The organism is Micromonospora sp. NPDC048839, assembly GCF_040649915.1.
In the GTDB taxonomy this organism is placed as follows: Bacteria; Actinomycetota; Actinomycetes; order Mycobacteriales; family Micromonosporaceae; genus Micromonospora.
This window is the reverse complement of record NZ_JBEZGL010000012.1, coordinates 59,149-71,805: the sequence shown is the minus strand read 5'-3', so window position 1 is coordinate 71,805 and position 12,657 is coordinate 59,149. Positions and strand designations below refer to the sequence as shown.

At 72.5% G+C, this 12,657-nt stretch carries 12 protein-coding genes; 4 read left to right on the top strand and 8 right to left on the bottom strand.

The window, feature by feature from the left end; all coding sequences use genetic code 11:
- The first annotated feature begins 49 nt into the window (after positions 1 to 49).
- A complete protein-coding gene (locus AB0C25_RS22695; RefSeq protein WP_357376134.1) occupies positions 50 to 1,111 on the top strand; it encodes a Gfo/Idh/MocA family oxidoreductase in 1,062 nt (353 codons plus the stop codon).
- Positions 1,112 to 1,223: 112 nt separating this feature from the next.
- Here the strand turns inward: AB0C25_RS22695 and AB0C25_RS22690 are convergent, their stop codons facing one another.
- Positions 1,224 to 1,385: a hypothetical protein gene (locus AB0C25_RS22690; RefSeq protein WP_357376132.1), complete on the bottom strand. Its 162-nt coding sequence runs from the start codon at positions 1,383 to 1,385 to the stop codon at positions 1,224 to 1,226.
- Between the two features lie 90 nt (positions 1,386 to 1,475).
- Positions 1,476 to 1,724: a winged helix-turn-helix domain-containing protein gene (locus AB0C25_RS22685; protein ID WP_357376130.1), complete on the bottom strand. Its 249-nt coding sequence runs from the start codon at positions 1,722 to 1,724 to the stop codon at positions 1,476 to 1,478.
- Between the two features lie 209 nt (positions 1,725 to 1,933).
- Between AB0C25_RS22685 and AB0C25_RS22680 the strand changes: the two genes are divergently transcribed.
- The gene (locus tag AB0C25_RS22680) at positions 1,934 to 2,137 is read left to right on the top strand and encodes a hypothetical protein (RefSeq protein ID WP_357376128.1); all 204 of its coding nucleotides are present in this window, start codon (positions 1,934 to 1,936) and stop codon (positions 2,135 to 2,137) included.
- Positions 2,138 to 2,238: 101 nt separating this feature from the next.
- Here the strand turns inward: AB0C25_RS22680 and AB0C25_RS22675 are convergent, their stop codons facing one another.
- A complete protein-coding gene (locus tag AB0C25_RS22675; RefSeq protein WP_030335934.1) occupies positions 2,239 to 2,460 on the bottom strand; it encodes a hypothetical protein in 222 nt (73 codons plus the stop codon).
- A gap of 157 nt (positions 2,461 to 2,617) precedes the next feature.
- On the bottom strand, positions 2,618 to 3,685 hold the full coding sequence (locus AB0C25_RS22670) for a hypothetical protein (protein WP_357376126.1): 1,068 nt from the start codon (positions 3,683 to 3,685) through the stop codon (positions 2,618 to 2,620).
- Here AB0C25_RS22670 and AB0C25_RS22665 point away from each other — a divergent pair.
- The gene (locus AB0C25_RS22665; RefSeq protein WP_357376124.1) at positions 3,675 to 4,646 is read left to right on the top strand and encodes a hypothetical protein; all 972 of its coding nucleotides are present in this window, start codon (positions 3,675 to 3,677) and stop codon (positions 4,644 to 4,646) included. The two genes, AB0C25_RS22670 and AB0C25_RS22665, sit on opposite strands and share 11 nt — an antisense overlap.
- 68 nt (positions 4,647 to 4,714) lie before the next feature.
- Here AB0C25_RS22665 and AB0C25_RS22660 read toward each other — a convergent pair whose 3' ends face one another.
- Positions 4,715 to 7,375, bottom strand: coding sequence for an AAA family ATPase (locus AB0C25_RS22660; RefSeq protein WP_357376122.1), 2,661 nt, complete (start codon positions 7,373 to 7,375; stop codon positions 4,715 to 4,717).
- Between the two features lie 109 nt (positions 7,376 to 7,484).
- Positions 7,485 to 8,582: an NYN domain-containing protein gene (locus AB0C25_RS22655; protein ID WP_357376120.1), complete on the bottom strand. Its 1,098-nt coding sequence runs from the start codon at positions 8,580 to 8,582 to the stop codon at positions 7,485 to 7,487.
- A gap of 224 nt (positions 8,583 to 8,806) precedes the next feature.
- On the opposite strand from AB0C25_RS22655, the gene AB0C25_RS22650 reads away from it, so the two are divergent.
- A complete protein-coding gene (locus tag AB0C25_RS22650; RefSeq protein WP_357376118.1) occupies positions 8,807 to 10,843 on the top strand; it encodes a glycosyl hydrolase family 28-related protein in 2,037 nt (678 codons plus the stop codon).
- Between the two features lie 43 nt (positions 10,844 to 10,886).
- On the opposite strand, the gene AB0C25_RS22645 is transcribed toward AB0C25_RS22650, so the two are convergent.
- Positions 10,887 to 11,516, bottom strand: coding sequence for a hypothetical protein (locus AB0C25_RS22645; protein ID WP_357376116.1), 630 nt, complete (start codon positions 11,514 to 11,516; stop codon positions 10,887 to 10,889).
- 13 nt (positions 11,517 to 11,529) lie between these two features.
- Positions 11,530 to 12,630 carry a cellulose binding domain-containing protein gene (locus AB0C25_RS22640; RefSeq protein ID WP_357376114.1) on the bottom strand — a complete coding sequence of 367 codons (1,101 nt, stop codon included), beginning with the start codon at positions 12,628 to 12,630 and terminating at the stop codon, positions 11,530 to 11,532.
- Positions 12,631 to 12,657 lie beyond the last annotated feature (27 nt).

The window sequence follows — 12,657 nt, the reverse complement described above, 5'->3', positions numbered from 1 at the left end:
CGGTACCGCCGCCGGCGAAGGGCGCGGGCCGGCGAGACGGGGGTACGGCATGACGGAGGCGTTGCGGGTCGGTCTGCTGGGGTACGGGCTGGCGGGTCGGGTGTTCCACGCACCGCTGATCGCCGCGACCCCCGGACTGCGGCTGGACGCGATCGTGACCCGCGATCCGCAGCGGCGCGAGCAGGCCCGGCAGCACTTCCCGGACGCCCGCCTGGTCGACGACGCCGACGAGTTGTGGCGTACGCCGGACGCCCTGGACCTGGTCGTGGTGGCGACGCCGAACCGGCAGCACGTGCCGATGGCCCGCGCGGCGCTGGCCGCCGGGCTGCCGGTCGTCGTGGACAAGCCCCTCTCCCCGACCGCCGCGGAGGGCCGCGCGCTGATCGGTGAGGCGACCGAGCGCGGGGTGCCGCTGACGGTCTTCCAGAACCGGCGCTGGGATGGCGACTTCCGGACCGCCCGCCGGCTGGTGGAACAGGGCGAGTTGGGGCGGGTGCTGCGCTTCGAGTCCCGGTTCGAGCGGTTCCGTCCGACGATCAAGCCGGGCTGGCGGGAGCTTGCCGGTCCCGAGGAGGCCGGCGGCGCCCTCTTCGACCTCGGCGCCCACCTCGTCGACCAGGCGGTGCAGCTGTTCGGCCGGGTCGACCGCGTCTACGCGGAGGTGGACCGCCGCCGCGCGGGTGCGGCCGTGGACGACGACGCCTTCGTGGCGTTGACCCATGCCAACGGGGTGCGCTCGCACCTGTGGATGGGCGCGGTGACCGCGCAGCTCGGGCCGCGGCTGCGGGTGCTGGGCGACCGGGCCGGCTACACGTCGTACGGTCTGGACGTGCAGGAGGCGGCGCTGCACGAGGGCGGCCGACCGGACCAGCCGGGTTGGGGCGAGGTTCCACCGGAGCGGTACGGCCTGCTCGGCGTCGACGGTGACCTGCGGCCGGTGCCGACCGAGCCCGGCGCGTACCAGAGCTTCTACGCGCAGGTGGCGACGGCCCTGCGCGACGGCCCGCCGATGCCGGTGGACCCTCGGGACTCGGTCGCCACCGTCGAGTTGATCGAGCTGGCGCACCGGTCGGCGGCCGAGGGCGCGGTGCTGCCGGTCCCGACCGCCTGACCGGGGCGACCACCTGCGACCCGTCCCGCCACGTCGATGATCGACTCGGTTTCCGTGAAGTCGCGGTGTCAGACCGCTCCGGACACACCGACTTCGCCGAAGCCGAGTGGATCTACTGGTCGGCGTCCAGCTCGGAAGGTGCCTCGTCCGGCACCCGGGCGTCGTCGTCGGTCAGCGCGTCGTCCGACGAGGTGGTGAGGTTGCCGAGCCGACGCTCGGCTTCCCGGACCTCCTCGTCGAGGCTGGGGTTCTCCTCGTCGGGACTCTGCGACATGGGCGACCTCCATCGGGGCACGACCGGCCGATCTCCGTGTACCCGACCTGAGGGCGGGAACACGGACCACCTGGGGCGTCCCTTGATCAGCTACGGCGCCCCTTGATCAGGTGATCCGACGTCCTCGGCGACCCACAGGCCTCGGCCCTGTAGACCCACCACCAGGCCACGGGTCTGAAGAACGATGATCGCCCTCTGGACCGTGGTCACGCTGACGTCGTAGAGGCCCGCGAGTTCGTTGTAGGTGGGCAGACGCTCGCCTGCTGCGTACTCCCCGCTCTTGATCCGGGCGGCGAGATCCTCGGCGACCTCGCGGTATCCGCCGGTAGGTATGGGCATGTGAAGGTTCCTTCGTTCGGCACCTTCCATCGGACCACGCCGACCATCGCTCTTCAAGACCATCATTGCCTTAGGTACTAAAGGTCTCTAACATTGGTGGATGTGGCCGGTTCCTTCGTTCGGCAAGCGGCGGATCGTGCCACCCTCGCCCAGGACGACGGAGACGTCGCCTGGGCGGGGCCTGACCGTGTCTACGAAGGGGATCGACCATGTCGATCGATGAGCCCGTGTCCACGGCGACCGAGTTGTTCACCGCCGAACGGGTACTGGATTCGCACTGGACGCGCGCTCTCGACAAGCCGTGGCGAGCAGGTGGCTGCTTCGAGTGCAGAGGTCGCAACGACTGCCCACAGCTTGATTGGGCGCTGACACGGATCGCAGACGTCGCTTCGGTGATGCTCCAGAAGCGGTGACCTGCACGTCGCTTGCTGGCCGAAGAGCCGAGCGCCGGGCCGGCCGGGGCGCGCACCGGGCGGGGAACCCAGGAGCGTTGCCGGCCCGGCCCGGTGCCGGATCAGCGCTGCTTCAGCTCGCGCCAGGATGGGTGGGTGCCGCGCCACGCATCGGCGAGGATGGCCGCCGAGGCCCGGCTTGGGCACTGCTGCACCCGCTCACGACCCGACGCCCCACCGATCTGGGCGCGGACCTCCCAACCCTGCCCGTCAGTACGGATATACACGTCCCGCCGTCCGCGCGGGGTCGTGTCTCCGTTCCACCAATGCTCCTCGACCTTCATTCGCCGACCGTATAGCAAATTTTGCGCCGAGGGTACGTCGCAGGTGGGCTTATACCAGGGCGATAGCCGTAATTCCGGCGCATTTCGGCCTATGCGTTGACGAGGAGGACCCGCAACGGCAGGTCCTCCCCGTCCTGATCGACCACTCAGGGTGCGTTCACATGTCGCTGAGCACGCCGGCCAGGGTGCTGGCCAACGCGTCCTGTCCTGCCGGGCTGGGGTGCGGCGAGCCGCCCTCGGCGGTGATCTGGATGTCACCGGGCGTGAACGGCGGCGGGGACGCCACCCGCACGGCCGGATCGAACGGGACGCCGAGCTGGACCGCCCAGTTGAGATCGTTGATCACTGTCCGCACGGTGCCCACCCAGAGCGGGTCGATGAGCGGTTGCAGCGTCGAAACCGGGGCCGCCGGCAGGTAGGACTGCAACCCGGTCGGCAGCAACGACGTGAGCTTCGCCCAGGAGTACTGGCCGATGTCGACGTTGGCCGGCGTGATGTCGTAATACAGCATCCAGACGACCTTGTCCGCTCCGGCGGCCAGCAACGAGTTGACGATGAAGGTGGCGTCGGCGGTGATGCCGGCGTACTGGGCCGGGCCGTTGTACCGCGGCACCCCGATGTTGATGTAGTAGTCCTCGCCGGCCGGCAGGTCGATCCAGAAGTTGCAGCCACCACCGTTGGTGACGATGCCCTGCTTGCCGCCGACCGCCGCCCACTCGAAGCGGAACAGTCCGGTGGGGTTCAGGCTCTCCCCGGCGAACTCCAACGCGCGACACATGGCCAGCCGGATCAGTACGGTGTTCCAGTTGGTGTTGTTCACACCGCCGGTGGTGGCGTGGTACGCGTGGTGCCCGTCCGCCTTGGCCTTGGCGATCCGCGCGGTGGCGAGTCCGAGCGGGCTGGCCACCCGACCCCAGGCGTTTCCGCAGGCGTCGGGGCCGGCGCGGCCGGCGATGATGTCCCCGGTGCCGTACCCGGTGCGCGCGTAGTTGTCGTAGTCGACGACGCTGGTGTCCAGATCGAAGTACCGCCGGCCGTAGCTGTAGACGCCGTTGTTGCCGGGCATGCCACGGCCGTCGAACGAGGTCATCGGGCAGCCGGGGCCGACCCCGAACCCGAACTGGTGGTGCGCGGAACTGATCGAGTCCCCGGTCAGGGTCAGCACCGTGTCGTCGGTGACCGTCTGCACCTCGCGGCAGCGGATCCGGTCCTTGTTGGCGTCCACCAGTGTGGGGTTGCCGGCCACGGTGGGGCAGCCGGTCGGCGGCGGGGGCGGCGGTGATCCCGGCCCACCGGTGGGCGGGTCGGTCGGGTTGGGCGGGTCGGTCGGCTCCGGCGAGCCGCTGCCGCTGGGCGACGCGGACCCGGACGGTGACGCGCTACCGGACGGCGAGGAACTCCCCGACGGCGACGCGCTGCCGGACGGCGAAGAGCTGCCCGACGGCGACGCGCTACCGGATGGCGAGGAACTCCCCGACGGCGACGCACTGCCCGACGGAGAGGAACTGCCGGACGGCGACGCACTGCCCGACGGCGAAGAGCTGCCCGAGGGCGACGCGCTGCCCGAGGGGGATGCACTCCCCGACGGCGACGCACTGCCCGAGGGGGACGCGCTACCGGACGGCGACGCGCTGCCGGACGGGCAGGGCGTTCCGGTGGGCGACGCCGTCGAGCTGGGTGACGCCGTCGAACTGGGTGAGCCCGTTGAGCTGGGTGAGGCCGTCGTGGTGGGTGCGGTCGCGGTGGCGGCGGGGGCACGCTTGGCGACCGGCTCCGCCGTGACGGGCGGCCGGGTCGCCCGGGTCGGCGCGGTCGAGGCCGACGGCGTTCCGGTCGGGTCCGGGCAGTCGGCCGCGGCGGCCGCCTTCTGGGTACGGATCTGCGCCAGCCGCGCCTCGACCTCCACCGGAAGTTTCCCGCCCGGCTTGACGCACGGGTCGAGCAACCAGGTCGTACCCTCCAACTCGCGGGTGCACGGCGGCGCGTCGTACGACGCCCGCTCCGCGCTGGCGACGGGGGCGGCCGGTGCGCCGCCGGCGGCCGGGGCGACAAGTGCGGTGACCATGGCCACCGACACCGCCACCCCGGCGGCGAAGAGAGCATTGTGGACGCGGGGCGACCTTGTGGATCGCGGTCCTGGCGGTCCACCCAGGTGCAGTTGGCTCATGCCGTCCTCCAGGGACTGAGGTGCGCCGGTAGTTGTTACCGCACGGTAGGCACGTGTGCGGTAACCCGGTAGATCAGTCGCCCTTACCTACTGTGGAGGCCGGATCGCACCCGGTGACCTGTCCGGCGCCCCCGGCCGGTCGTGGCCGAGCACCACGGCCAACTCCCGACGGTTGCGCACACCCAGCTTGGTGAAGACGCGGGCCAGGTTGTTGTTGACGGTGTTGACCGACAACCCCAGCCGGTCGGCGATGCCGCGACTCGGCAGGGTCACCGCGAGCAGGGCCACGTCCCGCTCCCGACGGGTAAGCGTCGCCTCCTCGGTGCCTGCGGCGGTCGCGGTGAGCAGAGGCGTCCGAACCCCTCGACAGTCCCGGGCCAGCGTCGCGGCCCGCTGCGCCACCGCCACCCGGGGTCGGCCGCGCCGCGCGTACGCCCGGGCGGCGGCACCGAGCACCTCGGCGGCGAGCAGGCTGTGGCCACGGCCCACGAGGTCACCCGCGGCGGTCTCCAGTGCCGGCCCGTCATCGCGTACCAGACCGTCGGCCGCGCCGGCGAGCGTCGACGCCAGTCCGCCGAGCCGGTCGGCGAGAGCGCCCAACCGCTCCCGTACCGACTCGGGCGCGCCCAGCCGCGCGCACTCGTAGAGCGCCACCGCCTCGATCGTCGGCTGCTCGCTGGCCCGCGCCAGGTCGGCGGCGGTCCGGGCGGTACGGATCGCGGCGGTGAGATCACCCTCGGCCACCTGCACCCAGGCGCGGTCCAGCTCCACCCACGGGTGGAAGATCCGGTTCGCGGCGCGCTCCCGTGCGTCCGCGGCGGCCAGCCAGCGGCGGGCGCCGGACGGGTCACCGGCCAGCGCGCGGACTCCCGCCAACGCCGCCCAGTACGTGCGTACCAGGTGGTACTGGTCGTTCTCCTCGACGAGCGCGATGGCCTCCCGTAGGTCCGCCTCGGCGGCGTCGAGCCGGCCCTGGGTCTTGGCGACGATCCCCCGGAATCCGGCCCACACGGCGACCATGCCCCGCGCGTCGCTGGCCACCGCCGCGGCATAGCCGTGGTCGGCCAGGTCGGCGGCGCCGGCCAGCTCGCCGGCCGCGTACCGGGCGTAGCAGAGCCCCAGCCCGACCTGCGCCTCGTTCCACGGCATCCGCTCGGGTTCGGCGGCGAGCACCGCCCGGCCCCGCTCCGCCAACTCGGCGGCGAGCCCGAGCCGACCGAGCATCCCGGCCGCCGACGCCGCGCCCATGGTCGCCCAACTGGCCGCCCGTACGCCGGTGTCGGGCCGGGCCAGCACGGCCTGGCCGACGGACAGCGCGGCCTCGCACCGGCCGTCGTAGAACAGCACCCACGACCGGGTGGCCTCGGTCAGGTCGTGGCCGGGCGAGCCCGCCGGCACCATCCGCAGTGTCTCGTGCGCCTCGTCGATCCGGTCCAGGCCCCAGTAGAGCAGGCCGGCTCGGGTGGTCGCCCAGATGGCGAGGCGCTTGCTGCCCGGCGGTGGGGCCGGCGGGAGCATGTCGAGCGCCTCCTGGCTGCGCGCCTGGTACTGCAGCACCCGGGCCAGCAGCCACTGCGCCTCCCAGCCCGGCGCGGCGTCGTACGCGGTGCGGGCCAACCGCTCGGCCAGGTCGATGTCGAACCTGTCGATCGCCTGCCGGGCGGCGGCCAGCGCGATGCCCGGATGCCGGACGCTGCCCGAGCGAAGCTGCCACACCCCGGCGACGAGCGCGTCGTCCCGCCGGCGCAGCGGCATGCTGGCCAGCACGTCGGCGAGTTGCCCGAACACGGTGCGGGACCGGCTGGCCGGCATGCTGGCGCGCAGCGCCTCCCCGTAGAGGGGATGGGCCATGCGCAGCGCGGTGCGAGCGCCGGAGCGTTCCGCGACCACCATGCCGCTGCGTTCGGCGGCCTCGATCGCGACCGGGTCGGTGAACCGTTCCAGCAGGGCCAGGGAGAGCGGTTCGCCGCAGGCGACCACCTCCAGCACCTGCCGGGCGGCCGGTTCCAGGGCGCGCAGTCGGGCACTGACCAGCTCGGCCAGCCGAGGACTGCCGGACGCGGTGCCGCGCCACCGCCAGATCCCCCGCGACTCGCGGAGCCCGCCGGTGTCGATGGCGTCGGCCAGCAACTCCCGCAGCAGCAGCGGGTTGCCGTCGGCGAGCCGGGTCAGCCGGCGGCGGCTGATCGCGTCGAGCGGACCGGGCGCGGCCTCGTCGAGCAGGTGTTCCACCGCGGTGGCCGGCAGCGGGCGTACGTCCAGTCGCCGGCCGGATCCGGCCCACAGCGAGGTGAGCGCGTCGGAGAGCGGGAGGCCCGCCCGGACGGTCGCCACCGCCACGGCCAGGCCGTGCACGGCGAGCTGGTGCAGCAGCCCGGCCGAGGGTTCGTCCAGCAGGTGGGCGTCGTCGATGCCGATCACGATCGGGCGGCCACCGCCGCGCCTGGCGAAGTCGCGTTCGACGGTGACGACCAGCCCCACCGGATCGGCACGCGGTCGGGTCTGCGCGGGGATCAGGTGCGAGACCGCACCGAACGGAATCGACCGGGCGGCTCCGGTGGCGGAGACCCAGTGACACTCCACGCCGTCCTGGGCCGCGCGGGCGAGTGCCTCCCGCAGCAGCCGCGTCTTCCCCACCCCGGCGTCGCCGACCAGCACCAGCCCCGGCATCCGCGACGACACGACGTCCTCGATGATTTTCAGCTCGTCGTCGCGGCCGACGAGCGTCCATTCGCCACGTCCCGGCATGACGACCCTCACCTCGCCCTCGGGCAGCCCTGCCACTCACCCTAGGGGGAGTTCCGGCACTCCCGCTCGACAGCGGTCGATGCGAGGCCGGGCGTGGCGGGCGCGGCGTTCAGCCCTGGGTGGTCAGCAGGTAGTCGTCGGCTTCGGGGCTCCACCGCAGGTCGACCGCGCCGCTGGTGGCCGCGGCCTTGCAGAACTGCAGGAAGCTGCGGTAGCCGAGCTTCTTCTCACTGAAGTCGGGCCGGGCCCGCCGCAGCTGGTTCTTCAACCCGGACAGCGCCACCGGGTTGCCGCTGCTGCCGAGCTCCGCCACCACGCCACGGAGCAGGCCGAACGCCACCTCGCGGTCGCCGTGCTCGGGCAGCGACACCTCGGGGTCGCCCTTCGCGGGACCCTCCGCCAGCTCGATCACCGTGTGCTCGGCGAGGTGCCGCAGCAGTTCCCCGAAGGTGCGGAAACCGTAGTCGGACTCGCTGAACGTCGGGTCCTTGCGCAGCAGGGTGCGCTTGAGCCGGGACGCGGTGACCTCACCGTTGGCGCTGCCCTGCAACCCGGCCACGGTCTGGGCGACGAGCACGGCGAGCGCGTCGACGTCGCGTCCGGGCTCCTCACCGGCGGGCCGGCCACCCACCTCCGGCTCCGGCTCGCGCTCCAACTCCGGCTCGGGCGGGCGCTGGTCCGTGCCGGCCGGCCGGGTCGGGCGACCGCGCCGGCTGCGGGTCGGCGGGATGTCCACACCCTCCAGCCGGTCGTAGTAGAGGAACTCGTCGCACGCCGGCGGGAGCAGCGCCGACGTCGACCCCTCGACCCCCACGCCGATGACCCGCTTGTTCAACTCGCGAAGCTTGTGCACGAGCGGGGTGAAGTCGCTGTCGCCACTGCAGATCACGAACGTGGAGATGTAGTCGCGCTCGAACGCCAACTCGATCGCGTCGACAGCCATCTTGATGTCCGCGGCATTCTTCCGGGAGGCGCCCATCCGCTGCGGAATCTCGATCAGCTCGACGTGGGACCGGGTGAGCATCCGGCGATCCTCGTCGAAGTAGGACCAGTCGGCGTACGCGCGGCGGACCACCACCCGACCCCGTTCGGCGAGCGCGTCGGCGATCGGCCGGAAGTCGAACTCCGCGCCGCCACGGTGATCACGCGCCCCCAACGCGAGGTTCTCGTAGTCGAGGAACAGGGCGATCCGGTCTTCTTGATCCACGCGGCCCAGCGTACGCCGGCCGTGGGCGGTCGGGGCGCAGGCGAGGCGCGACACCTCAACTCACCGATCGTCCATTTCTTGCGGTCTAATGGTCGTCAATTTTCGTTCTTCGATTGTCGTCTTGCAGTGCGATGGTCGGTGCTGCATCATGACGATCAATGTCGGGCGTCAGGGGAAGCGCCGGGCGGACCTCCACCACCACCACCCACCCAGGAGGGTCACCGATGATTCGCAGCCTCATGTCGGCCCGGGGACGACCCGGCCGACCTGCCGGCACCGCCGTGGCGCTCGCGGCCGGCCTCGCCGTGCTCGTCGCCGTGCCCACCGTGGCCGTCGCCGGTCCATCCGCGCCCGCCGGCGCGCGGCCGGTGGTCACCCGCGCCGCCCTCGACCCGGCACTCGTCGCCGGGCGCGGCGCCGACGTCGACTTCCTCGAACAGGAGGCGGAGAACGCGCGCACCAACGGCGAGATCATCGGCCCCGACCGGTCGGCCTACACGCTGCCCGCCGAGGCCTCCGGCCGCCGGGCGGTCCGGCTCACCCCCGGTGAGTACGTGGAGTTCGTCCTACCCAGCGCGGCGAACGCGATAAGCGTGCGGTACAGCATCCCGGACGCGCCGCAAGGCGGTGGGATCACCGCTCCGCTGCGCGTCGCGGTCAACGGCAAGCACGCGCGCACCATGACGCTGACCTCGCAGTACTCGTGGCTCTACAACCAGTACCCGTTCACCAACGACCCGCAGGCCGGGCTGTTGCACCCGGACTGGTGGATCACCGAGTGCCAGTGCGTGCCGGCGGCCACCACGCCGGCCCCGGTCATCGACAAGCCGTTCCGGCCCACCCACTTCTACGACGAGCAGCGCCTGCTGCTCGGGCGCACCTACCGGGCCGGCGACACGATCCGCCTGACCGCGCCGACCGGCAGCGCGGCCGCCTGGACCGTCATCGACCTGCTCGACTCCGAGTTGGTCGCACCGCCGCGCGTCCGGCTGCTCGCGGCGAACGTGCTCGCCTTCGGCGCCGACCCCACCGGCCGGCGGGACTCCGCCGACGCGATCGACCGGGCCATCGCCTTCGCCCGGCGCGCCCACCTCAAGGTGTACCTCCCGCCGGGCACCTACCAGGTCAACAGGCACATCATCGTCGACGACGTGACAATCGAGGGCGCCGGCAACTGGCACACCGTCATCAGGGGCCGCGAGGTCGCCCTGCCGACCCCCGCGCCGGACGGCTCGGTGCACACCGGCGTCGGGTTCTACGGCCGCGACGCCGCCGACGGCGGCAGCCGCAACGTCCACCTCTCCGGCTTCACCATCGAGGGAGACGTCCGGGAGCGCATCGACACCGACCAGGTCAACGCGATCGGTGGGGCGATGAGCGACTCCACGATCGACGGGCTCTACCTGCGCCACACCAAGGCCGGCCTGTGGTTCGACGGGCCGATGCGCAACGTCCGCGTCACCAACAACATCGTCGTCGACCAGATCGCCGACGCGCTCAACTTCCACACCGGCGTGACCGACTCCCTCGTGGCGCACAACTTCGTCCGCAACACCGGCGACGACGGTCTGGCGATGTGGTCGGAGAAGACGGCGAACGCACGCAACACGTTCGACCACAACACCGTGCAGTCACCGACGCTGGCCAACGGCATCGCCATCTACGGCGGTACGGACACCACCGTCTCGCACAACCTCGTCGCCGACCCGGTCCGCGAGGGCAGTGGCATCCACGTCGGCGCCCGCTTCGGCGCGGAGCCGTTCACCGGGCACCTGCGGATCACCGACAACACCACCGCCCGCGCCGGCACGTACGACCTGAACTGGAACATCGGGCTGGGCGCCATCTGGTTCTTCGCCCTGGACCGCAGCATCGACGCGGCCATCGAGGTGACCGGCGACGCGTACCTCGACAGCACCTACAACGCGATCATGCTGGTGAGCGACTGGCCGGTGAAGGACCTCTACTCGATCTCCAACGTGCGGTTCCGGGACATCCGGGTCGACGGCACCGGCACCTCGGTGATCAGCGCCCGCGCGGCGGGGTCCGCCTCGTTCGCCAACGTGGACGCCCGCCACGTGGGCGCGGTGGCCGTCAACAACTGCGGTTCGTTCCACTTCACCCCGGCCGGTTCGGAGTTCACACTGACCGACCTCGGCGGTAACGACGGCGGGTGGCTCGCGCCGTGGCTGCTGCCCAACACGATCACCTGCGACGACCGACCGCCCGTGTCGCCGCCCCCGCCTCCGGCGCAGTGGTGAACGCGGTGGGCGGCCCGACTCGTCGGGCCGCCCACCGCAACGCTCAGCGCGTCCGGACGTACGCCAGCGGCACGCTCGTCGGTTGCCCGTTCCAACTGCCGAGCAGGGCGGCCCCGGCGGCCTCGGCAGCACCGGGGCGGCGGACGACGACCAACTCGACGGTGTCGGTGACGACGAGCGTGCTGTCCTCGTCGACCACGCGGCGCACGGGCCCGACCGGTGCCGCGTCGTCGTCCACGGCGCCGCTGACGGCGATCGTCACACTTGGCTCGCGCACCTCACGCCGACCGTCCACCTCGAAGTACTGCTCCGCCTGGCCGGCGCCGGTGCGGATCGCGTGGGCGAGCGCGGCGGCGTACACGTGGTCCACGCAGCCGTCGTACACCCAGCGCCGGCCGAGCACCGAGTGGTCGGTGGTGCCGACCAGCCAGGCGTCCGCACCGTCCAGGGGACCGGCCCGGTAGGTGAGCGGGACGTGGTGGACCGGCCCGTCGGGGGTCCCGACCAGCATGGTCTCGATGCCGACCTCGCCGGCCGGATCGTCGAAGCGGTAGGCGCCTCGGCTCACCAGCTCGACGCCGGCGGACCCGGCGTACCAGGGTCGGTCGGGAAGCCAGGTCGCCAGCAGGTCGAGCTTCGTGGGGTTCAGGGTCGCTCTGTGCAGCAGTGCCATCCCGGCAGCCTAGTCAGAGGCCCGCGCAGGGTTGCCCGCCGATTGTGCAGCTCGCCGGTTGCCGGGCCTTCGGCCGGCTGTCGCGGACGTCGAAGCTGATCGTCCGCGTGCCTCCGGCCGCCACCTCGGCGCCGGTGAAGGTGATCGACCGCCCGTCCTGTCGCCAGTTCGCGCCGTCGACGTCGTCGACCGTGGTGCCCTCGCCGAGAGTGACCACCACGGCCCAGTCCGCCACCGGTACGCCGCTCGGGTTCTCGACCACGACCGCACCGGTGTAGCCGAACAGGCGGCTGGATTCGGTCTCGTACCGGGCCACCACGGGCACCGGCGACGCTGGCGGCGGGGGCGGCACAGCGGACGCGGCCGGACTCGGGGGCGTCGCCGTCGCCGTCGCCGTCGCGGTCGGGCTCGGGCGGGTGGTCGTGGACGCGGTGCTGCGCGAGGGGCGTACCGAGGGGGTCGCCTTACGGGCGGCGGCGGTCGTACCGGACGGCGACGGCGCGCCCGCCGATGCCGGCGCGGCGGTGGGCGTCGACTCGGGCGGCAACGTTATCCAGGCCGCCGTCCCCGCCAGCAGCGCGGCCCCGCCGATCAGGGCGACGAGGGTGCGACGCCGACGGCGGGTGCGCCCGGACGTGCGGAGCGCGATCAGCGGCAGCTCGGTCGTCATCGCACCGTCGCCGCGGCGCAGGTCGACCTGCTGGAACGCGAGCCAGTCGAGGATGGCCGGGAGTCGCACGGTGAGCGCCTGCCGCACCTGCTGCTCACGTGGGTCGTGCTGGTCGGCGGACCACGCGCCGTGCGTCGTGACCTCCCGCACCTCCAGCCGGCAGCCCTGGCTGGTGGCCGTGACCGCGCAGGTCAGCTCACTGAGCCGGCCGGCTTCGTCGCAGGTCAGCACGAGGAGTGCCGCCTCCCGCCGCTCGGTCACCTCGACCTCGACGTCGGCCTCGAAGCCGGGCAGCTCGGCCGTGCGCAGCAACAGTCGGTCCGCCACGCCCTCGACGGTGGCGGCCTCGGCGAACCACCGTCCGAGCAGCTTCCGGTCGGTCAGTGCGAGCCAGACCCGGTCGGGCGGGTGGGACAGGTCGACCTGCGCACCGATCTCGATCACGGCGGAACTCTACGGGTTTCCCGATCG

Coding starts and splice junctions, on each gene's coding strand:
- AB0C25_RS22695 (WP_357376134.1), top strand. CDS start 50: ATGACGGAGGCGTTGCGGGTCGGTCTGCTGGGGTACGGGCTGGCGGGT.
- AB0C25_RS22690 (WP_357376132.1), bottom strand. CDS start 1,385: ATGTCGCAGAGTCCCGACGAGGAGAACCCCAGCCTCGACGAGGAGGTC.
- AB0C25_RS22685 (WP_357376130.1), bottom strand. CDS start 1,724: ATGCCCATACCTACCGGCGGATACCGCGAGGTCGCCGAGGATCTCGCC.
- AB0C25_RS22680 (WP_357376128.1), top strand. CDS start 1,934: ATGTCGATCGATGAGCCCGTGTCCACGGCGACCGAGTTGTTCACCGCC.
- AB0C25_RS22675 (WP_030335934.1), bottom strand. CDS start 2,460: ATGAAGGTCGAGGAGCATTGGTGGAACGGAGACACGACCCCGCGCGGA.
- AB0C25_RS22660 (WP_357376122.1), bottom strand. CDS start 7,375: ATGCCGGGACGTGGCGAATGGACGCTCGTCGGCCGCGACGACGAGCTG.
- AB0C25_RS22650 (WP_357376118.1), top strand. CDS start 8,807: ATGATTCGCAGCCTCATGTCGGCCCGGGGACGACCCGGCCGACCTGCC.
- AB0C25_RS22645 (WP_357376116.1), bottom strand. CDS start 11,516: ATGGCACTGCTGCACAGAGCGACCCTGAACCCCACGAAGCTCGACCTG.